Source organism: Streptomyces sp. NPDC059524 (assembly GCF_042749255.1).
Taxonomy (GTDB): Bacteria; Actinomycetota; Actinomycetes; order Streptomycetales; family Streptomycetaceae; genus Streptomyces; species Streptomyces xanthii.
In genome coordinates this window covers 1-22,540 of record NZ_JBHYTK010000105.1, presented here as the reverse complement: position 1 = coordinate 22,540, position 22,540 = coordinate 1, and the positions used below count along the sequence as shown (strand labels likewise).

Below are 22,540 nucleotides of genomic sequence, written 5' to 3'. Positions count from 1 at the left end.
TTTGGTTCTTCGTGACGCTATCCCAGGGGGCTCGTGGCGATCACGGTCGCGCCTCGACAAAGGCTTGAACGGCCCGTTGGTGGGCTCCGTACAAACGCCGTCGCGTACACCCCGCACGGCGTGACGCTCGTCACTGAGGTCAGCCGTCGGACGGGCGCGTTTTGCGGTGCGGGGTGCTCGGCGGCGAGACTGTAGGTTCCCGCCAATTCCTGCGCCCCCTTGTTCGACCCAGATCGGCTGACGCACCTGATGCACGACCCCCGGCACGACGACGCCCCGCTCCCCTCCGAAGGGCCGCTGCCCGACGAACCGCTGGGCGGTGGGCTCAAGCAGCGGCATCTGACGATGCTGGGGCTCGGCGGGGTGATCGGCGCGGGCCTGTTCGTGGGGTCCGGTGCCGGGATCGAGGTCGCGGGTCCGGGCATCGTCGTCTCGTATCTGATCGCGGGCGCGCTCGCGATGTGCGTGATGCGGATGCTGGGCGAGATGTCGGCGGCGATGCCGGCCTCCGGCTCGTTCTCGGTGCACGCGGAGCGGGCGCTCGGCCGGTGGGCCGGGTTCAGCGTGGGCTGGCTGTACTGGTTCCTGCTCGTCGTGGTGCTCGCGGTGGAGGCGACGGGCGCGGCGCAGATCGCGAACGGCTGGGTGCCGTCGGTGCCGCAGTGGACGTGGGTGCTGCTGTTCATGGTGGTGTTCACCGTGGCGAACCTGACGGCGGTGAAGAACTTCGGCGAGTTCGAGTTCTGGTTCGCCTCCCTGAAGGTCTTCGCGATCGTCGCGTTCCTGGTGCTGGGCCTGCTGGCGATCTTCGGCCTGCTCCCGGACACGGACCCCGTGGGCCTCACGCACCTCACCGGCGACGGGGGCTTCCTGCCGCACGGCTGGCAGGGCGTCGTCTCGGGCGTGCTCGCCGTCGTCTTCGCGTTCGGCGGCCTGGAGGTCGTCACGATCGCGGCGGCCGAGTCGGACGACCCGGTCCGCTCGGTGGCACGGGCCGTGCGCAGCGCGGTGTTCCGCATCCTCTTCTTCTACGTCGGCTCGATGCTGGTCATCGTGACGGTGCTGCCGTGGACCGCGCAGAAGGCCGGCGTCAGCCCCTACGTCACCGTCCTCGACGCCATCGGGATCCCGTCGGCGGGGCAGATCATGAACATCGTGGTGTTCGTGGCGCTGCTGTCGGCGCTCAACGCCAACCTGTACGGCGCGTCCCGGATGGTGTTCTCGCTGGCCGAGCGCGGGGAGGCGCCGCGCTCGCTGCTGAAGGTGAGCGGCGGCGGGGTGCCGCGCCGGGCGGTCCTCGCGTCGGTGGCCTTCGGCTTCGTGTCCGTGCTGCTGAACCTGAAGTGGCCGGACTCGGTGTTCCTCTACATGCTCAACTCGGTCGGCGCGGTGCTGCTGTTCGTATGGGCGCTCATCGCGGTGTCGCAGCTGCGGCTGCGCCGGCGCATCGAGGCGCAGGCACCGGAGAAGCTCGTCCTGAGGATGTGGGCGTTCCCGTGGCTGACCTGGGCGGCGCTCGCCGCGATGGCCGCGGTGGTGGGCCTGATGCTGACCGACGACGGGGCGCGTCCGCAGCTGCTGTGGTCGACGGGGGCGACGGCTGCGGTGCTGGTCGTGGCGGGTGTGCGGGAGTTGCGCGCACGGCGTGCCTGATCCTTCACGCAGCGTCTACGAGGACGTCGCGGGGTGTGAGCGTCGTGTCCGTATAGCGGAAACGTATTCCCTGTGAGCGGGCCGCGCCCACAGACTGTGGGCCGTTTACGCACCGTTTACTCATGACCCGTCTCAGCTAGTGAACAGGGCACATCCATGTCTCGGACGTCCGCGCAGTCAGCCGCAGAGGATGCGGCAACCGTAGAGGATGCGGTCGCGCAGCCCGTCGAGCAGTCGGCGGCCGCCGAGCCGTCGCTCTCGCACGGCCTCAAGCAGCGCCATCTGTCGATGATCGCGCTCGGCGGCGTGATCGGCGCCGGCCTCTTCGTCGGCTCCGGCACCGCGATCGCCGCGGCCGGTCCCTCGATCATTCTCGCCTACGCGATCTCCGGCGCCCTCGTGATGCTGGTGATGCGCATGCTCGGCGAGATGGCGGCGGCGTATCCGGCCTCCGGTTCCTTCTCCGTGCACGCGGAGCGGGGCATCGGCCCGTGGGCCGGGTTCACGGCGGGCTGGTCGTTCTGGTTCCTGCTGTGCGTGGCGGTGGGGCTCGAGGGGATCGGCGCGGCGGGCATCGTGCACGCGTGGGTGCCGGGTGTGCCCGAGTGGGCCTGGGTCGCGCTGTTCATGCTGCTGTTCACCGGCTCGAACCTGGCCGCGGTGAAGAACTTCGGCGAGTTCGAGTTCTGGTTCGCGACGCTCAAGGTCGGCGCGATCGTCCTCTTCCTGGGCATCGGCGTCCTGGCCATCCTCGGCGTCCTGCCCGACGTCGACGCCCCCGGCATGTCCAACCTCACCGGCCACGGCGGCTTCATGCCGAACGGCTCGGAGGGTCTGATCGTCGGTCTGCTCGCGTCCGTCTTCGCGTACGGCGGTCTGGAGACCGTCACCATCGCCGCCGCCGAGTCCGAGCACCCGGTGCAGGGCGTCGCCAAGGCGGTCCGTACGGCGATGTGGCGCATCGCGCTCTTCTACGTCGGCTCGATGGCCGTCGTCGTGGTGCTGCTGCCCTGGACGGCGAAGGAGATCCCGACCAAGGGCCCGTACGTCGCCACCCTCGACCACCTGGGCATCCCGGCGGCCGGCCAGATCATGAACGTCGTCGTCCTGATCGCCCTGCTGTCCGCGATGAACGCCAACATCTACGGCGCCTCCCGCATGGCCGGCTCGCTGGTCGCCCGCGGCATGGGCCCGAAGATCGTCGGCCGGATCTCCGGCGGGGTGCCGCGGGTCGCGGTGATGCTGTCGGCCGCGTTCGGCTTCGTGTGCGTGCTGCTCAGCTACTGGCGCCCGGACGACATCTTCGCCTGGCTGCTCAACACCATCGGCGCGATCATCCTCGTCGTCTGGTTCTTCATCGCCATCTCGCAGCTGATCCTGCGCCGCAAGCTGGAGCGCGAGGCGCCGGAGAAGCTCGTCGTGAAGATGTGGGCCTACCCGTACCTGACCGTCCTGGCGCTGCTCGGCATGGTCGCGGTCTTCGTCCTGATGGCCCGCGAGCCCGGCACCCGGGTGCAGCTCTACTACACCGGCGGCCTGACCCTGATCCTCGCGGTCGTCGGCTTCGCCCGGCAGAAGATCGCCGAGAAGAAGTAGTCACCCTCGTTTCGCGAAGGACCCCCGGGCCAATTGGCCCGGGGGTCCTTCGCGTTGCGCGCGGCACTCTTGCTGCTAGCCTGCACTTGCGAATGACTTGCAATAAGCCGTGCAATGAGCAGCCGGAGGGCACACGTACATGGCCATCTACACGCTTCCTGAGCTTCCCTACGACTACGCGGCGCTCGAACCGGTCATCAATCCGCAGATCATCGAGCTGCACCACGACAAGCACCACGCCGCGTACGTGAAGGGGGCCAACGACACCCTGGAGCAGCTGGCGGAGGCCCGCGACAAGGAGCAGTGGGGCTCGATCAACGGCCTGGAGAAGAACCTGGCCTTCCACCTCTCCGGCCACATCCTGCACAGCATCTACTGGCACAACATGAACAGCCCGAAGGACGGGGGCGGCGGCGAGCCGCTGGCCGCCGACGGCGTGGGCGACCTCGCCGACGCGATCACCGAGTCCTTCGGCTCCTTCGCCGGTTTCAAGGCACAGTTGACCAAGGCCGCCGCGACGACGCAGGGCTCCGGCTGGGGCGTCCTCGCCTACGAGCCGGTCAGCGGGCGGCTCATCGTCGAGCAGGTCTACGACCACCAGGGCAACGTGGGGCAGGGCTCGACCCCGATCCTCGTGTTCGACGCCTGGGAGCACGCCTTCTACCTGCAGTACAAGAACCAGAAGGTCGACTTCATCGACGCCATGTGGGCCGTCGTCAACTGGCAGGACGTGGCCAAGCGGTACGCGGCCGCCAAGGAGCGCGCCTACAACCTGCTGCTCGTCCCCTGACGGGGACGCGCCGCGTCACATGCGTCCCGCCTCGTGATCGTCTTCTCAACCTTCACTGCGGCGGGCGGCTGAAAAGACGGACCCCCGTGAGGACGTGACTCACGGGGGTCTGTCGGTTTTCGGAGTTCCGGGGCATCTTGGGCCGATGACCAACGAGGTGGAGCGGGAGCGGCACTGCCCGACGTGCAAGTCCTACGAGCAGCACCGGCATCTGACGCCCGAGGAGGACGCCTGGCTCCGGAAGACCGCGGGCGAGACGTACACCTACGACTGGTGGCGCTGCAAGAAGACCGGCTGCCGGACGCTACGGAACCACGGCGTCGAGAGCCGGAACGTACAGCTCCCCGAGGACTTCGACGACTGACTAGTTCTCGAAGACCGGCCCCGCCGTACGCGTCCGCTTGATCTCGTAGAAGCCCGGCACCGACGCCACGAGCAGCGTGCCGTCCCAGAGCTTCGCCGCGGCCTCGCCCTTGGGTGCCGGCGTGACGACCGGGCCGAAGAACGCGATCTGCTCGCCGTCCGCGCCGGGGACCGCGATGACCGGCGTGCCGACCTCCTGGCCCACCTTGTCGATGCCCTCCTTGTGGGAGGCGCGCAGCTCGGGCTCGTACTTCGTGTCGTCCCAGTGCTCCATGAGGGAGGCGGGCAGGCCGACCTCGTCGAGCGCGGCGGCGACGGCCTCCTTGGTCGGGCCCTCGCCCCCGTTGTGGATCCGGGTGCCGAGCGCGGTGTAGAGGTCGCCGAGCACCTCGGAGCCGTGCTCCTGCTGGGCGGCGATGACGACGCGGACCGGGCCCCAGGCCTTGGTCTCGAGCATGTCCCGGTACTCCTCGGGCAGCTCGTCGAGCTTGTCCTCGTTGAGCACCGCGAGGCTCATCACGTTCCAGCGGACCTTGATGTCCCGGAACTTCTCGACCTCGAGCACCCAGCGGGAGGTCATCCAGGCCCAGGGACACAGCGGATCGAACCAGAAGTCGACGGGGGTCTTCTCGACGGGCTTCTCGGCCGTGGCGGGCATGACACTCCTAGGCAGTCGCTGAAGGGGTACGCCCGGGTACAACGCGCTCGCGGGGCGGTCCCATTCCCGGATGTCCGGGGAAGGGGACGCGTGCGAGGATCATAGGCGTTCGAACGGTCCCACAAGGACCCAACAACGTCACAAAGGAGTGCCGCCCGTGCCCGGTGAGAATCTGTCCCGCGACGAGGCCCGCGAGCGGGCGGGTCTGCTGTCGGTCGACGGGTACGAGGTGGCCCTCGACCTGCGGTCCGCCGTCGGTGAGGCCCCGGGCGAGGGACCGCGCACCTTCCGTTCCGTGACCACGATCCGGTTCCGGGCGAACGAGCCCGGCGCGAGCACCTTCGTCGACCTGATCGCCCCGTCCGTGACGGCTGTCTCCCTCAACGGGGAGGACCTCGACCCGGCCTCCGTGTTCGACGGCAGCCGGATCCGGCTGGAGAACCTGGCGGAGGAGAACGAGCTGGTCGTCGACGCCCAGTGCGCCTACTCCCGCACCGGCGAGGGCATGCACCGCTTCGTCGACCCCGAGGACGGCGAGGTCTACCTCTACACGCAGTACGAGCCGGCCGACTCCCGCCGCGTCTTCGCCAACTTCGAGCAGCCCGACCTGAAGGCCCCGTACCGGTTCAGCGCGCAGGCGCCCGAGGGCTGGACGGTCTGGTCGAACGGGGTCGGTGAACTCAAGGACGGCGTCTGGCGGTTCGCCGAGACGAAGCCGATCTCCACGTACATCACCGCGATCGTCGCCGGCCCGTACCACTACGTGACGGACACCTACACGCGCGGCGACCTCGAGATCCCGCTCGGCGCCATGTGCCGCAAGGGCCTCGCCCCGTACTTCGACGCCGACGACGTGTTCCTGGTGACGAAGCAGGGCCTCGACTTCTTCCACGAGAACTTCGACTACCCGTACCCCTTCGGCAAGTACGACCAGGCCTTCGTGCCCGAGTACAACCTCGGCGCCATGGAGAACCCGGGCATGGTCACCTTCCGCGAGGAGTTCATCTTCCGCGGCAAGGTCACCCAGGCCTCGTACGAGCGCCGGGCCAACGTGATCCTGCACGAGATGGCCCACATGTGGTTCGGCGACCTCGTCACCATGCAGTGGTGGGACGACCTGTGGCTGAAGGAGTCCTTCGCCGACTTCATGGGCTCGTTCTCCATGGTCGAGGCGACCCGGTTCAAGAACGGCTGGATCACCTTCGCCAACAACCGCAAGTCCTGGGCCTACCGCGCCGACCAGCTGCCCTCCACGCACCCGATCACGGCCGACATCCGTGATCTGGAGGACGCCAAGCTCAACTTCGACGGCATCACGTACGCCAAGGGCGCCTCGGTGCTGAAGCAGCTCGTCGCGTACGCGGGGCGGGACGCCTTCCTCGAGGGCGCGCGCCGGTACTTCAAGCGGCACGCGTACGGGAACACGCAGCTCGGCGACCTGCTGTCGGTCCTCGAGGAGACCAGCGGGCGTGACATGACGTCCTGGTCGCGGGCCTGGCTGCAGACCGCCGGGGTCAATTCGCTGACCCCGCAGGTCACGCTGAGCGGCGACGGCCGGATCACCGAGCTCGCCGTGGTCCAGGAGGCCGCCGCCTCCCACCCGGAGCTGCGGCCGCACCGGGTGGCCGTCGGCCTCTACCGGCGCACCGTCGAGGGCGCCCTGGAGCGGTACGCGCGCGCCGAGGTCGACGTCGACGGACCGCGCACCGTGGTGACGGAGCTGGCCGGGGCCGAGGCGCCGGAGCTCGTCCTCGTCAACGACGACGACCTCACGTACTGCAAGATCCGCTTCGACGAGAACTCGCTGGCCACGCTGCGCGAGCAGCTCGGCGACATCAGCGACCCGCTGGCCCGCGCCCTGTGCTGGTCCGCGCTGTGGAACCTGACGCGGGACGCGCTGATGCCGGCCCGCGACTTCATCGGTCTCGTGCTGCGGTACGCCGGGCGGGAGTCCGACATCGGCGTCCTGCAGATGCTGCACGCGTGGGCCCGCTCGGCGCTCACCCACTACGCGGCGCCGGCCTGGCGGGCGGAGGGCGGGCGGCTGCTCGCCGAGGGCGCGGTCAAGGAGCTGCGGCTCGCCGAGCCGGGCAGCCAGCACCAGCTGACCTGGGCCCGCTTCTTCGCTTCCGTCGCCTCGGGCGAGGCCGAACTCCAGCTCCTCCAGGGGCTGCTGGAGGGCAGCGCGAAGATCGACGGGCTCGAGGTCGACCAGGAGATGCGCTGGGCGTTCCTGGAGACCCTCGCCACGTACGGGGTCGCCGACGAGGCCGTCCTCGCGGAAGAGCTGGCCCGCGACGACACCGCATCCGGCAAGCGGCACCAGGTGCGCTGCCTCGCCGCGCGCCCCTCGGCGGCCGTCAAGGCGCAGGCCTGGGCGCAGGTCGTGGAGTCGGACGCGCTGAGCAACGCGCTGGTGGAGGCCACCATCGCCGGGTTCCAGCAGCCGTCCCAGCGGGAGCTGACCGCTCCGTACGCCGAGAAGTACTTCGCGGTCATCGAGCGGGTCTGGGACGAGCGGTCCATCCAGATCGGCATGGACGTCGTGCGGGGCCTGTTCCCGACGCTGCAGGACTCCGACGCGACGCTCGCGGCGACCGACGCGTGGCTGACCGCGCGCGAGGACGCGGCGCCCGCGCTGCGCCGGCTCGTGCTGGAGGCCCGGGACGATCTGGCCCGGGCGCTGCGCGGGCAGGCCTGTGACGCCGGGGCCGCCTCCTCGTGACGGATCCGGGTGCGCGGGGGCGCCCTTCGGGGCGCCCTGGCATCCGGTGTTACTGAATGCGGGTATGACAGGCCGTAACCTGCTGTGCCGCCTGGCCCTTTCGGCCGGGCGGCCGTTCGACTTTAGGGCGAGCTTGTCCGGCTTTGTCGACGGGACGGTAACAGCGGTTAGCGGGTGCGGCCCGGCCGGGAAGGGCCTGGTCATGAACCACAACTCCCCCGCCCCGCTGTTCCCCCGCCCTCTGCGTGAGCTCGACCGTCTCCACCTGCGCGTCATGAGCGGCGCCCAGCTCAAGGCCCACGGGGTCGGCGCCGCCGCCGCGCAGGAACAGTGCCGGCCCGGTGGGCCCTGGCGGCAGCTGCTGCCCGGCGTCTTCCTGCTGCACCCCGGCCCGCCGACCGGTGAGGAGCGGGTGCGGGCCGCGCTTCTGTACGCGGGGCGCCCCGCCCGGCGCGGCGGCGGGGGTGCCGGTGCCGTGCCCGTGCAGCAGGGTCCCGCCGAGGCGTCCCCCCACGCCCTGGTCACCGGGCTCGCCGCGCTCGCCCTGCACGGGTTCGCCGCCGCTCCCCCGCTGAACTCCGTCGATCACGTCGACGTGCTGGTGCCGCGGACGCGGCGGTTGCGGTCCACCGATCTCGCGCGGATCGTGCGGGCCGCCGTGCTGCCGGCTCCGGTCGTCCTGCAGGGGGTTCCTGTCGCTCCCGTCGCCCGGGCGCTCGCCGACGCCGTCGCGCAGCTCGGCGACGCGGGGGCCGTGCGACGGCTGCTGACGGAGGCGGTGCGGGGGCAGTTCTGTGAACCCGCCGTCGTGGTGCGCGAGTTGACGCAGGCGCGGCTGCTCACCCGGCCCCATGTCGTCGACGCCGTCGACTCCTTGCTGGCGGAGGGGCGTGCCATCGCCGAGGACCGGCTCTACGCCATGGTGCGCGAGCACGATCTGCCCGCGCCGTTGTGGAACGTGGACCTGCGGCTGCCCGGCGGGCCGCACCTGGGCGGGGTCGACGCCTTCTGGCCCGACCAGTCCGTCGCCCTCGAACTCGACGCGCGGGCGCCACGGCAGGAGGAGGACTCCGTCTGGATCGAGTACGCCCGCAAGCGCGAGCACCTGGAGCGGCTCGGGATCACCGTCGTGCACCTCACCCCGCGCAAGCTCCGCGAGTCCATGGAGCAGCAGGCCGCCGTGGTGCGGACCGCCCTCATGGCCGCCGGGGACCGGGATCCGGCGGCCTATGTCGTCGTCCTGCCCCGCTGAGTCAGCCCGCGGGTCAGCCCGTGCCGTCAGGCTCTGCGTCAGGCTCTGCCTCAGGCTCTGGGTCAGCTTTTGCGCAGGACCAGTTCGGTGTTGCGGTCCTTCGGCTTGCCGGCCAGCGTCGTGCGGGCGCCCGGCGCGTTGAAGGACAGCTCCCGGTAGAGCGACGCCAGGTTCGTCGCCGTGAGGTGCGTGGGAGTCGCCTTGTACGGCGCCGCCGACTCGATGAGCGTCGTGAACAGGGACAGGGTGCCGTCGTGGTTGTCCGCGATCTCGATGACCCGGGCCAGTTGCGGGAAGTCCACGTGCGAAGCCGTCGAGATCTCCCAGAAGCCGGGGGCACCGTCCGAGCCCTGGTGCGGGGTGATCTTGTTCTTGTGGCTGTGGCCGTTCACCCAGGCCAGGACCGGGCGGTGGGCGGCCAGGAGCGCGGTGAGTTCGGCCCCGCCGTGGCGCTTCTCGCGCGGGCGCTGCGGGTCCGGGTTGAGGTTGCGCATCGACTTGCTGGTGTGGTGCGAGAAGACGATCACGTGGGTGTGGTCGGCCGCCGCCTTGTTCAGCTGGTCCTTCAGCCAGGCGAGTTGGGCCGCGCCGATCGAGCCCTCGTAGTGGCCGCCGGGGTCCGTGGTGTCCAGGCTGACGCCTCGTACGCCGGGCGCGATCTCGAACGCGTAGTACTGCGTGCCCTCGTGCAGGTTGGCCTGGGTGTAGCCGTGGCCCACCGGGCCCGGGCCCCGGTAGGCCGGGTCCAGGTGCGCGGCCACGTACTCGGCCGGGGTGAAGGGGGCGCGGGACTCGTCCGGGGTGACCTTGCGCATCTGGCGGGAGCGGGACGTGAGCAGTTCCTTGAACGCGGCGCCCTTCAGGTCTCCGCCGCGCTCCACGTTGTCCCAGATCGCCTCGCCGTCCGCCGTGGGGAGCTCCATCAGCTTGCGGTCGCCCACGGCGAACTCCGTGAAGAACGGGTCGGCGGGGGCGTAGCAGCCGCCGGGCAGGGCGTCGTGGTTGCCGACCGTCGAGTACCACGGGATGTTCAGGCCGGGGCTGCTGAGGGGGCGGATCGCCGCCTCCAGGAAGCCTTGGACGCGCGGGAAGGCGTGGGACTGTTTGTCGTTGTCGGGGAGCTCGGAGTCCGGGTGCCAGTACAGCTTCAGGCCGCTGTTCTGCACCCCTTCGTAGTGGGCCGGGTCTCCCGTGTTCGGCGTGATGCCGCCGCCGCTCATCGTCTTCAGGAACCAGTCGAGTTCGCAGCGGGCGTTGTTGTCCGTGTTGTCGCCCGTCGTCATCACGCAGTGCAGGGGCGACGCCGTCACCGGGCCGCCCGGGAGGCTGTTCACCCGCTCCACGAGCGAGATCGCGCCCGCGACCGACAGTGCCTCCTGGGGGCGCCAGGCGCTGGACGTCGCGCCGCGCAGGTACTCGTAGCGCAGCGGGTTCTGCACGTCCACGATGTGCATGTCCGTGAACTGGACGAACGCGGCGAGTGCCGTGCGGCGGGTCTCCCTGTTGCGGTGCGGGGCCGTCAGGTCGTCGCGGGTGACCCTCGACCAGCCGGGGCCCGAGGTCAGATGGCGGTACGCGTGGGAGGCGGGGGCCGTGTGCGGGGTCGCCGTCTCGGCCAGGGTCGTGCCCCGCGTGTACGGGGCCCTGGCCGGGCGGCCTTCGGTCGTGCGGGTCCTGGTGGCGGCGGGCGGGTTCGTCGGGCCCGCTGCCGCTTCGCCGGGAGCGCCCAGCGCGTAGCCGAGGCCCGCGGTCAGGGTGGCTGCGCCGGTTGCGGTCAGTAGGGTGCGGCGGTCCAGTCGTACGGCTTGCGTGACAGAGCGTGTGCGCGGCATGGCGCGGTCTCCCCTGGTGCGGACGCGGCGACAAGTTCCGTCTTGGATGCTTGGCACCGGGGGTGGCCTGCGCGTGAACGGCGACGCAACGCGTGTCGCCTATCGGCGTACGTGGATCAGGGGGCTCGCGGTGTTGGGGGCGGGGCCGGGGCGCGGCTTTGTCGCCGTCACTCCGTGTTCACCTTGCGGGGAAGGACGTGGCCCGTCGGGGGGCGGTTGCGCCAGAGTTCGAGGCCCACGTCCACCAGCTCGACCCGGGGCAGCTGTGACACCTCGTCGAGGTCGTGCCAGGCCGCCATGTCCGTCGAGCCGTTCTCCTCGTGGCGCAGGGTGCCGCCCGTGATCTCGCCCTCGTAGACCAGGCGGAGGCCGTGGAAGTCGGCGACCTTGCCGAGCTTGCGGGGGTAGCGGCGCAGCACCGAGTGCACGCCGATGAGGGTGCCGGGGGTGAACGCGTACCCCGTCTCCTCCTCGACCTCGCGGATCACCGTGTCGTACGGGTCCTCGCCGTGGTCCATCCCGCCGCCGGGCAGCGTCCAGCGCTTGGTGCCGTCGCCTGCGACCCAGCGGGCCAGGAGCATCCTGCCGTCGCGCACGCACACGGCGTAGGCCGCCACCCGCAGCTCTTTATGCATCCCCTGACGCTAAAGGGTCGATGCCGTGTGTGCACCGGGTGCGCGGAGAGTGGAGGGTTGCCGCCCGGAGCGCCTCGGCGGCCGGCCGCCGGTTCCGACCGGGGCGAGGTGGGTACGGGACCGCACGGGTCGCGTGGCCGGTGGTCCCCTTGGTGCCGGTTTGCCGCCTGTGGCGTATGGCGGGTCTACGCCACGGCCTGAACCCGCCTCGGGCAAGTCTCCCCAAAGTGTGGTCACTTACGTAAAGCTGAGCGGTCATCCGGCACCGAAATCCGGATCCCTTTCGATCTCACCTTGGGATGCTGATGACCTCCGATCCCCAGCACGCGCCGATATCCGGTGCGAGACGCGCGGCCCGGCTCGCGGCCGCCGCCGGCCTCGTGGCCGCGCTCACCGCGGCCGGGCCGATACCCGTGGCCCTCGCCGCCGATTCACCGGCCGCCGACCCCGCCGTCAAGGCCTCGAGCGACAAGCTCGGCGCCCAGGACGCGGAACTTCTCGCCGACGCCCAGGCCGACGGCAAGAAGAACGTGACCGTCATGGTCGCCACCGCGCCCGGCAGGACCGAGGCCGTGGCCGAGCAGCTGGACTCCGTCAAGGGCGGCTCCGTCGGCCGCACTTACGACAAGCTCGGCTATGTGCGGGCCACCCTGCCCACGGGGCGCGCCGAGGCGGCCATCAAGGCCGCCGAGAAGCTCGACTCGGTGCACGGCATCGATCTCCGGCAGGAGATCGCGCTCGACGACCCGACCCCGGCCGCCGACTCGGTCAAGGGGGAGCGGGCGGCCGCCGGTTCCGATGCCGGGCCGGGCGCCGACACCCCCGCCCAGAACCCGTACAACCCCTCGTTCGAGACCGGGGCCGTCGACTTCGTCGCGAAGAACCCGAAGGCCGATGGGCGCGGGGTCACCATCGGCATCCTCGACTCCGGCGTCGACCTCGGGCACCCCGCCCTGCAGAAGACCACCACCGGCGAGCGCAAGATCGTCGACTGGGTCACGGCGACCGACCCGATCGTGGACGGCGACAAGACCTGGCGGCCGATGGTCACCTCCGTCGCCGGACCCACGTTCACGGCCAACGGCCGCACGTACAAGGCGCCTTCGGGCACCTTCGGGTTCAGCACCTTCAAGGAGAGCGACACCGCGGGCGGCGACGCCAAGGGTGACGCGAACCGTGACGGCGACACGACCGACGTCTGGGGCGTTCTCTACGACGCCGCCAAGGGCACCGTCACCGTGGACGTCAACGACAACGGTGACTTCACCGACGACACCGCCATGAAGCCGTACAAGGACGGCTACCAGGTGGGGTACTTCGGGACCGACGACCCCAAGACGGATGTCGTGGAGCGGCAGCCGTTCGTGGTCGAGGTGCGCAAGAACGTGCCGATGGACCCGTACGGCGGTGACTGGGTCGGCAAGAAGGTCGACTTCGTCAACATCGGCGTCATCGAGTCCGAGCACGGCACGCACGTCGCCGGCATCACCGCCGCCAACTCCCTGTTCGGCAACAAGCAGATGAACGGTGCCGCGCCCGGCGCCAAGCTCGTCTCCTCGCGTGCCTGCTCCTGGAGCGGTGGCTGCACCAACGTCGCCCTGACCGAAGGCATGATCGACCTCGTCACCAAGCGTGGTGTCGACATCGTCAACATGTCCATCGGCGGGCTGCCGGCCCTGAACGACGGCAACAACGCCCGGGCCGAGCTGTACACGCGCCTGATCGACCAGTACGGCGTCCAGCTCGTCATCTCGGCCGGCAACTCCGGTCCCGGTGCCAACACCATCGGTGACCCCGGGCTCGCCGACAAGGTGCTGTCGGTCGGCGCCTCCATCTCCAAGGAGACCTGGGCCTCCAACTACGGCTCCGTCGTCGAGAAGCCGTACGCGATGATGCCCTTCTCCTCGCGCGGCCCGCGTGAGGACGGTGGCTTCGCCCCGTCCATCACCGCGCCGGGTGCCTCCATCAACACCACCCAGACCTGGCTGCCGGGCTCCCCGGTCGCCGAGGCGGGCTACGCGCTGCCGGCCGGCTACTCGATGCTCCAGGGCACCTCGATGGCCTCCCCGCAGGCCGCCGGTGCCTCCGCGCTGCTGATCTCCGCCGCCAAGCAGAAGAAGATCGACCTCACCCCTGCGAAGCTGCGCACCGCCCTGACGTCGACCGCCCACCACATCAAGGGTGAGCAGGCCTACGCCGAGGGCTCGGGTCTGATCGACGTGGTCGACGCCTGGGACTCGATCCGTGACGGCGCCACCGCGCACACGTACACGGTCAAGGCCCCGGTCGACACCGCCATCGACTACGCGCTGAAGACGCCCGGTTTCGGCACCGGTCTCTACGACCGCGAGGGCGGCCTGAAGGCCGGCGAGCGGAAGACCTACGAGGTCACCGTCACCCGTACCTCCGGCTCCTCGAAGCCCGTGCTGCACCAGCTGTCCCTGGGCAACAACTCCGGTGACACCTTCCGGATCGCCGGGCCCACCCGCGTCTGGCTGCCGCTGAACAAGCCGGTCACCGTCAAGGTCCAGGCCACCCCGGAGTCCGCCGGTCTGCGCAGCGCGATCCTGCGCGTCGACGACCCGAAGACCGAGGGCGTCGACCAGCAGGTCCTCGCCACCGTCGTCGTCTCGTCGCCGCTGGCCAAGCCCTCGTACACGTTCCAGGCGAAGGGCTCGGTGCAGCGCAACAGCACCACCTCGTACTTCGTCACCGTCCCCGAGGGCGCCAAGTCGCTCCAGGTGCGGATGAGCGGCCTGAAGGAGAAGAGCCAGACCCGGTTCATCTCCATCCACCCGTACGGGGTCCCGGTCGACGAGACCTCCACGCCGAGCTGCTACCCGAACTACGAGAACCCGGCCAACACCTGCCGCCCGGACCTGCGTTCCTACGCGGACCCGCAGGCCGGTGTCTGGGAGATCGAGGTCGAGTCGCGCCGTACGTCGCCGCTCCTCGACAACCCGTACACGCTGGACGTCGAGACGCTCGGTGCCGCGTTCGACCCGGCCGTGCAGACGCTCCCCGAGGCGAAGGTCGGTACCCCGGCCGACGTGTCGTGGAAGGTGACGAACAACTTCGCCGCGATCGACGGCGGCAAGCTGCAGGGCGGCCCGCTCGGCTCCTCGAAGTCCACGCGGCCCAGCATCGCGAACGGTGCCACGCAGACCACGACCGTCGAGGTGCCCGAGGGCGCCGAGCGGCTCGACGTCAGCATCGGCAACGTCTCCGACCAGGCCGCCGACCTCGACCTGACGGTCCTCAAGGACGGCAAGCCGGTCGCCTCGTCCGCCGACGGCGACTCCGAGGAGTCCGTCAGCATCGACAAGCCGGCCGCCGGTACGTACACGGTGGAGGTCGCCGGTTACTCGGTGCCGTCCGGTTCGACCGCGTACGACTACGTCGACGTCTTCTACTCGCCGTCCCTCGGCACGGTGAAGGTCGACGAGTCCAAGACCGTGTCGCTGGCCAACGGTGCGTCCACGGACGTCACCGCCCAGGTCACCGCCGCGGCCGCCGCGCCGGAGGGCCGTGAGTTCTTCGGCCAGGTGCAGCTGCTGAACGAGCGCGGCGTCGCCGCGGGCGTCGGCAACGTGAAGATCGAGAAGGTCACCCCGTAGTCCTGAGCGACCGCGGTGGGCGGGCGCCGGTCTCCACGACCGGCGCCCGCCTCTTTTCTGTTTCAGCCGTGGTCGCACGGAAGGTTCTTCGCTCCGGGAAGCGCCTCGACGACCATCGTGCGCAGCGGCGTGCGGTCCTTGCCCAGGGCCCAGTTGTCCGGCTCCCGGGACCCCACGGGAATGCTGATCAGCGGGCGGTCGCCCGGCTTCAGGCGCGGCAGCACGTCCCGGTCCATCGGGAACGTCACCGTCCGCGCGCCCGTCTCCGGCTTGAAGTACCGCGTGACGCGCAGCGTGATCCGGTCCTGGCGGGTGCCCGGCACGGGATCGACCCGGAGCACCGTGCCCTCGGCGATGAGGGCCGAGCAGGCCACGAATCCCTCGGGGGTCCGCTTGGCGTCCTCCCCCGCCTTGGCTCCCGCGGCCTTGTCGGCGCTGCTCAGCGCCGGAGTGCCCGCCCCGTTCACGCCCAGCCACACCAGGCCGCCCGCGAGCGAGGCCGCGCAGGCGGCGACCAGGGCGCCGACCGCGATACGGAAGGGCCGGCGCCGCCGGGCGGGAGCCGCAGCCGGGTTCCGGGCCGGCTCCGCGCGGGCGGCGAGGGTGTCACCCAGTCCGTGCAGCTGATCGCGGAGAAACCCGAGGTCCGCCTCGATCGCGGCGGCCTCCGGATCGTCCCCGGGCAGCGGCTCACCGGCGAGGGCCCGCATCAGGAGCCGGTCCTCGTGCGTCTCGTCCGGCACGTCACACCACCTCCTGTTCGTGCAGCCGGGCCCGCAGCGCCCGGACCGCCGTGTGCAGCCGGCTCTTGACCGTGCCCTCGGGCACCCCGAGCTCCGCCGCGATGTCGCGGACCGGCAGATCCGCGTAGAAGCGCAGGACGACGACCTGCCGCTGCTGGTCGGGCAGCTGGTCCAGGCCCTGCGCGACCGCCATGGACAGGACGCGGGTGTCGGCCGCGTCCCGGGCGTTCTCCTGGCGCAGGGAGGCCAGACGTTCGCCGAGGCGCTCCTGGCGGCGGCGGGCCCGGTGCCAGTCCATGGCCAGGTTGGAGGCGACGACCGCGGCCCACGCCGACACGTCGCGCGGCGCCTCCTGCCCCTTCGCCGCCCGCTCCAGAAGGCGCAGCCGCACCTGCTGCACGCCGTCCGGCAGATCCGCGTACGGCACCCCGCCCAGCGAGAGGACGGCCCGGACCCGGTCCTCGACCGCCGCGTCCAGCGGGTCGTCGGCCCGCCCGCGCCCCGGCCTGCGCATGCTCCGCAGCAATGCCCCTCCCCCTTGCTTCGTGTGTCCTACGACGCCGGAGCCCCCCGAAAGGTTCGACGGATTCTGTGGCCTGTCGCACAGCGTCCCGAGGGTCGGACAGTGACTCCGCTCACCGCTGACGCGGTGGGCTTCCTACGCCGGCGGCCGGGCCGCCGCGCAGAGGGCCCGCCCGGCCCTGTGCAGGATGTTCAGCGCGGCCACGCGGTCGGCGTTCTCGCCCAGGCCGCATCTGACGCACTCGAACGTCGCTTGCGTGACGCGGTTCTCCTTGGCCACGTGCCCGCATCCGCCGATGACGGGCGGGCAGGTGCGGGAGGTGTTGCGGGGGTCCACTGCGATCACTCGGCGACTGGCACTCTCAGCCTTGTCCGCCAGGATGCGCAGGAACTGTCCCCAACCCGCGTCGAGGATGCTGCGGTTCAGCCCGGCCTTCGCGGCCGCGCCGTTCGGAAGGAAAGCGCCGGTGTTCTCCGGGTGAGGCCTGGGCGCGGGCGCTCTGGTCATCCTCGCCGTGCTCAGCTTCTCGTGACCGATCACGGCGTGCCGACGTACGAGGTCGAGGGCCTGCTTGTGGTGGTGGTCGAGCCGCTGGCGCCGGATCTTCGCATGGATTCTGGCGACCTTGCGGGCGGCGGCCCGGTGCCTCTTCGTACGTTTCTTGCTGCGCTGAGGAAAGGTCGAGAGGTGCTGCTGGGCCGCGGCCAGCTTCTCGGACATCACGGCGAGGAACTTCGGGTTGTCGACGTGGTTGCCGTTGGAGTCGGTGAAGAAGTGTGTGACGCCCATGTCGATGCCGATGCCGATGGCGCTGCCGACAGCGGGCAGGGGGGTGACAGGGACTTCGTCGCAGGCGAGGACGACATACCAGCGGCGTCCCTCCCGCTTCACCGAGACCGTCTTGACCCGGCCGAGCACAGGCCGGTGCTGGTGCACGCGGACATGCCCGACGCCCAGGAGACGTACGCGGGTCTGGTGCTCGTGCGGGGTGGAGTCCCAGCGGCAGCCGTCCCCGTCCCTGGGGAAGGTCACCGTGTCGAAGTGCCCGACCCCCTTGAAACGGGGGTATCCAGGGCTGAGGCCTGCCTTGACCCTCTTGAAGAACGCGGCTAACGCCTTGTCCAGCCGCCTGAGCGTGGCCTGCTGCGAGGAGAAGGACCAGCGCCCCTGCCGCTCGGGGTCGAAGGCCCGGATCTCCTTGAGCTGGGCCGACTGGTCCCCGTACCCGACATTCGTCCGCGACCCGTGCCGCCAGGCGTCCCGACGCTCCTGCAGCGCACCGTTGTAGAGCGAGCAATGATCACGCAGCATCGCCCGCAATGCAGCGTCCTGACCCGTGGTGGGCCGCAGCAGGAACTTGTACATACGCATCAACCGACTCACCCCCTTTCGACCACAAACACGCTAGGCAACAGGCCAGGAGGCTGACCAGAGGTGTCGGCCGAGGCCACCGGCACGAGTGGCGGAGTTGTTCACAACCGGCGAGTAATCCACAGGGTGGGACGCACGGCATACGCCGAGGCACACTGAAGAGCGAGGGGGTATGCCCGGCTCGACAGGATTTAGGGTCATTGATATTTAGCGACAAGACGGAGTGAATCGGTCACCCGGGACAGCGACTTCCGAGGACTTCCAGGTCGAATCGATTGGACAAGCCGGTCCTGGACAGACGCATCATGGACGTACCCCCAGGCCGGATGGCCGCACGCACGTACGGAGGAACCTGTTGTGAAGGTCGGAATCGTCGGAGCCACCGGTCAGGTCGGCACGGTCATGCGCAAGATCCTGGTCGAGCGGGCCTTCCCGATCGAGGAGCTGCGGCTGTTCGCCTCCGCGCGCAGCGCCGGGTCGGTGCTGGACGGTGTGACGGTCGAGGACGCGTCGACGGCCGACTACACGGGCCTGGACATCGTGCTGTTCTCCGCCGGTGGTGCCACGTCGAAGGCGCTCGCGGAGAAGGTCGCCTCCCAGGGCCCGGTCGTGATCGACAACTCGTCCGCCTGGCGCAAGGACCCCGAGGTTCCGCTGGTCGTGTCGGAGGTCAACCCGCACGCGATCGCGAACCGCCCCAAGGGCATCATCGCCAACCCGAACTGCACGACCATGGCCGCCATGCCCGTGCTGCGTCCGCTGCACGACGAGGCCGGTCTGGAGGCGCTGGTCGTCGCGACGTACCAGGCCGTGTCCGGTTCGGGCCTGGCCGGTGTGGCCGAGCTGCACGGGCAGGCGCAGAAGGTCGTCGCCGACGCGGACAAGCTGACGCACGACGGTGGCGCCGTGGACTTCCCGGAGCCGAACGTCTACAAGCGGCCCATCGCGTTCAACGTGCTGCCGCTGGCCGGTTCGATCGTGGACGACGGTCTGAACGAGACGGACGAGGAGCAGAAGCTCCGCAACGAGTCCCGCAAGATCCTCGAGATCCCCGAGCTGAAGGTCTCCGGCACGTGCGTCCGGGTCCCCGTCTTCTCCGGGCACTCGCTGCAGGTCAACGCCCGTTTCGCCCGTCCGCTGAGCGTCGAGCGCGCCACCGAGCTGCTGGCGGCGGCCGAGGGTGTCGAGCTGTCGGACATCCCCACGCCGCTGCAGGCCGCCGGCCAGGACGCCTCGTTCGTGGGCCGTATCCGCAACGACGAGACGGTCGAGAACGGTCTGGCGCTGTTCATCTCCAACGACAACCTCCGCAAGGGCGCCGCGCTGAACGCGGTGCAGATCGCGGAGCTGGTGGCGCAGGAGCTGTCCGCCAAGAAGTAGGGGGCACGTCCTCCGTCGTCAGGGGCGGTCGCCGGTTCTTCCGGTGGCCGCCCCTGAGGTGTGTCCGGGTGCGGCCGGTCAGCGGGTCCGGGGGCGTTCGACCGTGAAGTGGAGGCAGCCGTACTCCACCGCCCTGACGTGGACGAGGGCCACCTCGGGGTCGGCGAAGGCCTCGTCGAGGGCGGCGTCGAGGGCGGTCGTCGCGTCGGCGGGGAGTTCCAGCAGGCGGCCGCCGGCGATGTGGCCGCGGGTGTCGTAGCGGCGCAGGGTGCGCAGGGCGCCGGGGCGGTCGAAGGGGTAGCGGTCGGGGTCGGGGACGTGGCCGGGGCAGTCCTGCGGGGTGGCGTGGAGGAAGACGGGGCCCTGTTCGTCGTAGGCGCCGGGCTGTGCTCCGGTCGCGGCGGCCCAGCGGCGCAGCGGCGCGTAGGAGACGAGGGCGATGCGCTCGCCGGGCTCGATGGGGCGCAGGCAGCAGCGGAGCGGTGAGCCCGCGTCGGCTTCGGTCGCCGTGTAGGGCGCGCAGGGGCGGCCCGCGTCGTCGGTGGTGCGCAGTTCCTTGAGCGCGGTGGCTGCGATGGGCTGTGCGTCGTACCTGGTCATGTCCTCCACGGTGGTGCGCGGTGCGCGGTTTCACCGGCGGAAAATGGACATCGCCTTCCCGTACCCCTCGTGGAAGGATGACCCGAAACGTCACAAGCGTAGACCGCCAGTAGAACGCCATTGGAGATGACCGCGTGCCTGGGACCAACCTGACCCGTGAAGAGGCGCAGCAGCGGGCGAAGCTGCTCACCGTTGACTCCTACGAGATCGATCTCGACCTCTCGGGAGCCCAGGAGGGCGGCACCTTCCGGTCGGTGACCACCGTCCGCTTCGCGAGCGCGGAGGCCGGTGCCGAGACCTTCGTCGACCTGATCGCCGACGCCGTGCACGAGGTCGAGCTGAACGGGCGGTCGCTGGACGCCGCCGCCGTGTTCCGGGACTCCCGGATCGCGCTGCCGGACCTGGCCTCGGGGCCGAACGTGCTGCGGGTGGTCGCCGACTGCGCGTACACGAACACGGGCGAGGGCCTGCACCGCTTCGTGGACCCGGTCGACGAACAGGCCTATCTGTACACGCAGTTCGAGGTGCCGGACGCGCGGCGCGTGTTCGCCTCGTTCGAGCAGCCGGACCTGAAGGCGACGTTCCAGTTCACGGTGAAGGCGCCGGCGGGCTGGACCGTCATCTCCAACTCGCCGACGCCGGAGCCCAAGGACGACCTGTGGGTGTTCGAGCCGACGCCGCGGATCTCCACGTACATCACGGCGCTGATCGCGGGCCCGTACCACGCGGTGCACTCGTCGTACGAGAACGCGGAGACGGGCCAGTCGGTGCCGCTGGCGATCTACTGCCGGCCGTCGCTGGCCGAGTTCCTCGACTCGGACGCGATCTTCGACGTGACGCGGCAGGGCTTCGACTGGTTCCAGGAGAAGTTCGACTACGCATACCCGTTCGCCAAGTACGACCAGCTCTTCGTGCCGGAGTTCAACGCGGGCGCCATGGAGAACGCGGGCGCGGTGACCATCCGCGACCAGTACGTGTTCCGGTCCAAGGTGACCGACGCCGCGTACGAGGTGCGGGCGGCGACGATCCTGCACGAGCTGGCGCACATGTGGTTCGGCGACCTGGTCACCATGGAGTGGTGGAACGACCTGTGGCTGAACGAGTCGTTCGCGACGTTCGCCGAGGCCGCCTGCCAGGCGTACGCGCCGGGTTCGCAGTGGCCGCACTCGTGGACGACGTTCGCGAACTCGATGAAGACCTGGGCCTACCGGCAGGACCAGCTGCCGTCCACGCACCCGATCATGGCCGACATCCGTGACCTGGACGACGTGCTGGTCAACTTCGACGGCATCACGTACGCCAAGGGCGCGTCGGTGCTCAAGCAGCTCGTCGCGTACGTCGGCATGGACGAGTTCTTCCAGGGCGTGCAGGCGTACTTCAAGCGGCACGCGTTCGGGAACACGCGGCTGAGCGATCTGCTCGGCGCGCTCGAGGAGACCAGCGGCCGGGACCTGAAGGCCTGGTCGAAGGCGTGGCTGGAGACGGCCGGTATCAACGTGCTGCGGCCGGAGATCGAGACGGACGAGCACGGCGTCATCACCTCGTTCGCCGTCCGGCAGGAGGCGCCGGCGCTGCCCGAGGGCGCCAAGGGCGAGCCGACGCTGCGCCCGCACCGCATCGCGATCGGCTTCTACGACCTGGACGACGAGAGCGGCAAGCTGCTGCGCGGCGAGCGCTTCGAGCTGGACGTCACGGCGACGGAGTCGACCGAGGTCGCCGAGGTCGTCGGCAAGCACCGCCCGGCCGTGATCCTGCTGAACGACGACGACCTGTCGTACGCGAAGGTCCGGCTGGACGAGAAGTCGCTGGCGTACGTCGTGGAGCACCTCGGTGACTTCGAGGCGTCGCTGCCGCGCGCGCTGTGCTGGGCCTCGGCCTGGGACATGACGCGGGACGCGGAGCTGTCGACGAGCGCGTACCTGGACCTGGTGCTCTCGGGTGTCGCCAAGGAGTCCGACATCGGTGTGGTGCAGTCGCTGCACCGGCAGGTGAAGCTGGCGATCGACCTGTACGCGGACCCGGCCCGCCGGGACGCGCTGCTGGCCCGCTGGACGGAGGCGACGCTCGCGCACCTGCGGACGGCCGAGGCGGGCGGCGACCACCAGCTGGCGTGGGCCCGCGCGTTCGCGGCGACGGCCCGTACGCCGGAGCAGCTCGACCTGCTCGAGGCGCTGCTCGACGGCTCGGAGGTCGTCGAGGGTCTGGCCGTGGACACGGAGCTGCGCTGGGCGTTCGTGGAGCGGCTCGCGGCGGTGGGCCGCTACGACGAGGCGGAGATCGCCGCGGAGTACGAGCGGGACCGGACGGCTGCGGGTGAGCGGCACGCGGCGACGGCTCGGGCGGCCCGTCCGACGCTGGAGGCGAAGGAGGCGGCGTGGGCCTCCGTCGTGGAGTCGGACCAGTTGCCGAACGCGGTGCAGGAGGCCGTGATCGCGGGGTTCGTGCAGAGCGATCAGCGGGAGCTGCTGGCCGGGTTCTCGGAGCGGTACTTCTCGGTGCTGGGTGAGGTGTGGGAGTCGCGGTCCCACGAGATCGCTCAGCAGATCGCCATTGGGCTGTATCCGGCGCTTCAGGTCTCGGAGTCGACGCTTGCGGCTACGGATTCCTGGCTGGAGTCTGCTGGGCCGAACGCGGCACTCCGCCGCCTCGTCTCGGAGTCCCGTGCGGGGGTGTCCCGAGCGCTCGCTGCGCGGAGCGCGGACGCCTGACGCCTGACGCCTACGGGCCGGGGGCCGCGCGTTTCGATCGCGGCTCCCGGCCCGGGGGGGGCTGGGGGGGGCGGTGCCCCCGGCCCCGGGTGGG

Annotated in this window: 16 protein-coding genes; 9 read left to right on the top strand and 7 right to left on the bottom strand. The window is 70.4% G+C overall.

The features are described 5' to 3' along the window. Positions 1-249: 249 nt before the first annotated feature. The 4 genes from ACFW9D_RS25910 (at position 250) to ACFW9D_RS25895 (ending at position 4,403) form a co-directional block, all read left to right on the top strand. The gene (locus ACFW9D_RS25910; protein ID WP_384625383.1) at positions 250-1,653 is read left to right on the top strand and encodes an amino acid permease; all 1,404 of its coding nucleotides are present in this window, start codon (positions 250-252) and stop codon (positions 1,651-1,653) included. A 156-nt stretch (positions 1,654-1,809) separates the two neighbouring features. Then, positions 1,810-3,249 carry an amino acid permease gene (locus tag ACFW9D_RS25905; RefSeq protein ID WP_384625364.1) on the top strand — a complete coding sequence of 480 codons (1,440 nt, stop codon included), beginning with the start codon at positions 1,810-1,812 and terminating at the stop codon, positions 3,247-3,249. 139 nt (positions 3,250-3,388) lie between these two features. Further along, a complete protein-coding gene (locus ACFW9D_RS25900) occupies positions 3,389-4,039 on the top strand; it encodes a superoxide dismutase (protein WP_384625361.1) in 651 nt (216 codons plus the stop codon). A 145-nt stretch (positions 4,040-4,184) separates the two neighbouring features. Continuing rightward, on the top strand, positions 4,185-4,403 hold the full coding sequence (locus tag ACFW9D_RS25895) for a hypothetical protein (protein ID WP_188338932.1): 219 nt from the start codon (positions 4,185-4,187) through the stop codon (positions 4,401-4,403). Here the strand turns inward: ACFW9D_RS25895 and ACFW9D_RS25890 are convergent, their stop codons facing one another. Further along, entirely contained in the window at positions 4,404-5,060 is a 657-nt protein-coding gene (locus tag ACFW9D_RS25890; protein ID WP_188338931.1) for a DsbA family protein, read from the bottom strand. It abuts the gene before it with no gap. A 157-nt stretch (positions 5,061-5,217) separates the two neighbouring features. Between ACFW9D_RS25890 and pepN (ACFW9D_RS25885) the strand changes: the two genes are divergently transcribed. Continuing rightward, on the top strand, positions 5,218-7,785 hold the full coding sequence (gene pepN / locus ACFW9D_RS25885) for an aminopeptidase N (protein WP_384625357.1): 2,568 nt from the start codon (positions 5,218-5,220) through the stop codon (positions 7,783-7,785). A gap of 202 nt (positions 7,786-7,987) precedes the next feature. Then, positions 7,988-9,037, top strand: a complete 1,050-nt coding sequence (locus tag ACFW9D_RS25880; RefSeq protein ID WP_384625354.1) for a hypothetical protein — start codon at positions 7,988-7,990, stop codon at positions 9,035-9,037. 62 nt (positions 9,038-9,099) lie between these two features. On the opposite strand, the gene ACFW9D_RS25875 is transcribed toward ACFW9D_RS25880, so the two are convergent. Beyond that, a complete protein-coding gene (locus ACFW9D_RS25875) occupies positions 9,100-10,869 on the bottom strand; it encodes a TIGR03767 family metallophosphoesterase (protein ID WP_384625351.1) in 1,770 nt (589 codons plus the stop codon). Positions 10,870-11,036: 167 nt separating this feature from the next. Then, positions 11,037-11,504 (bottom strand): NUDIX hydrolase, encoded by a 468-nt coding sequence (locus tag ACFW9D_RS25870; RefSeq protein WP_188338927.1) that lies wholly within the window; start codon positions 11,502-11,504, stop codon positions 11,037-11,039. Positions 11,505-11,809: 305 nt separating this feature from the next. Between ACFW9D_RS25870 and ACFW9D_RS25865 the strand changes: the two genes are divergently transcribed. Further along, on the top strand, positions 11,810-15,121 hold the full coding sequence (locus tag ACFW9D_RS25865) for a S8 family serine peptidase (RefSeq protein WP_188338926.1): 3,312 nt from the start codon (positions 11,810-11,812) through the stop codon (positions 15,119-15,121). Between the two features lie 62 nt (positions 15,122-15,183). Here ACFW9D_RS25865 and ACFW9D_RS25860 read toward each other — a convergent pair whose 3' ends face one another. The 3 genes from ACFW9D_RS25860 to ACFW9D_RS25850 all read right to left on the bottom strand — a co-directional run bounded on the left by ACFW9D_RS25860 (position 15,184) and on the right by ACFW9D_RS25850 (position 17,761). Next, entirely contained in the window at positions 15,184-15,864 is a 681-nt protein-coding gene (locus ACFW9D_RS25860; protein WP_188338925.1) for a hypothetical protein, read from the bottom strand. Position 15,865: 1 nt separating this feature from the next. Then, a complete protein-coding gene (locus ACFW9D_RS25855; RefSeq protein ID WP_188338924.1) occupies positions 15,866-16,378 on the bottom strand; it encodes a sigma-70 family RNA polymerase sigma factor in 513 nt (170 codons plus the stop codon). A gap of 144 nt (positions 16,379-16,522) precedes the next feature. Beyond that, entirely contained in the window at positions 16,523-17,761 is a 1,239-nt protein-coding gene (locus tag ACFW9D_RS25850; RefSeq protein ID WP_384625347.1) for an RNA-guided endonuclease InsQ/TnpB family protein, read from the bottom strand. 354 nt (positions 17,762-18,115) lie between these two features. Between ACFW9D_RS25850 and ACFW9D_RS25845 the strand changes: the two genes are divergently transcribed. Continuing rightward, positions 18,116-19,138 carry an aspartate-semialdehyde dehydrogenase gene (locus tag ACFW9D_RS25845; RefSeq protein WP_384625344.1) on the top strand — a complete coding sequence of 341 codons (1,023 nt, stop codon included), beginning with the start codon at positions 18,116-18,118 and terminating at the stop codon, positions 19,136-19,138. Between the two features lie 78 nt (positions 19,139-19,216). Here the strand turns inward: ACFW9D_RS25845 and ACFW9D_RS25840 are convergent, their stop codons facing one another. Beyond that, positions 19,217-19,738, bottom strand: a complete 522-nt coding sequence (locus ACFW9D_RS25840; RefSeq protein WP_384625341.1) for a DUF1203 domain-containing protein — start codon at positions 19,736-19,738, stop codon at positions 19,217-19,219. Positions 19,739-19,872: 134 nt separating this feature from the next. Between ACFW9D_RS25840 and pepN (ACFW9D_RS25835) the strand changes: the two genes are divergently transcribed. Continuing rightward, positions 19,873-22,446, top strand: a complete 2,574-nt coding sequence (gene pepN, locus ACFW9D_RS25835; protein ID WP_188338920.1) for an aminopeptidase N — start codon at positions 19,873-19,875, stop codon at positions 22,444-22,446. The last annotated feature ends 94 nt before the right edge of the window (positions 22,447-22,540 follow it).

What these genes read in the sequence shown, in the direction of transcription:
- ACFW9D_RS25870 (WP_188338927.1), bottom strand. Translation starts at nt 11,504, where the DNA reads ATGCATAAAGAGCTGCGGGTGGCGGCCTACGCCGTGTGCGTGCGCGAC.
- ACFW9D_RS25855 (WP_188338924.1), bottom strand. Translation starts at nt 16,378, where the DNA reads ATGCGCAGGCCGGGGCGCGGGCGGGCCGACGACCCGCTGGACGCGGCG.
- ACFW9D_RS25910 (WP_384625383.1), top strand. Translation starts at nt 250, where the DNA reads ATGCACGACCCCCGGCACGACGACGCCCCGCTCCCCTCCGAAGGGCCG.
- ACFW9D_RS25905 (WP_384625364.1), top strand. Translation starts at nt 1,810, where the DNA reads ATGTCTCGGACGTCCGCGCAGTCAGCCGCAGAGGATGCGGCAACCGTA.
- ACFW9D_RS25890 (WP_188338931.1), bottom strand. Translation starts at nt 5,060, where the DNA reads ATGCCCGCCACGGCCGAGAAGCCCGTCGAGAAGACCCCCGTCGACTTC.
- ACFW9D_RS25840 (WP_384625341.1), bottom strand. Translation starts at nt 19,738, where the DNA reads ATGACCAGGTACGACGCACAGCCCATCGCAGCCACCGCGCTCAAGGAA.
- ACFW9D_RS25865 (WP_188338926.1), top strand. Translation starts at nt 11,810, where the DNA reads ATGACCTCCGATCCCCAGCACGCGCCGATATCCGGTGCGAGACGCGCG.
- ACFW9D_RS25880 (WP_384625354.1), top strand. Translation starts at nt 7,988, where the DNA reads ATGAACCACAACTCCCCCGCCCCGCTGTTCCCCCGCCCTCTGCGTGAG.
- ACFW9D_RS25900 (WP_384625361.1), top strand. Translation starts at nt 3,389, where the DNA reads ATGGCCATCTACACGCTTCCTGAGCTTCCCTACGACTACGCGGCGCTC.
- ACFW9D_RS25895 (WP_188338932.1), top strand. Translation starts at nt 4,185, where the DNA reads ATGACCAACGAGGTGGAGCGGGAGCGGCACTGCCCGACGTGCAAGTCC.
- ACFW9D_RS25875 (WP_384625351.1), bottom strand. Translation starts at nt 10,869, where the DNA reads ATGCCGCGCACACGCTCTGTCACGCAAGCCGTACGACTGGACCGCCGC.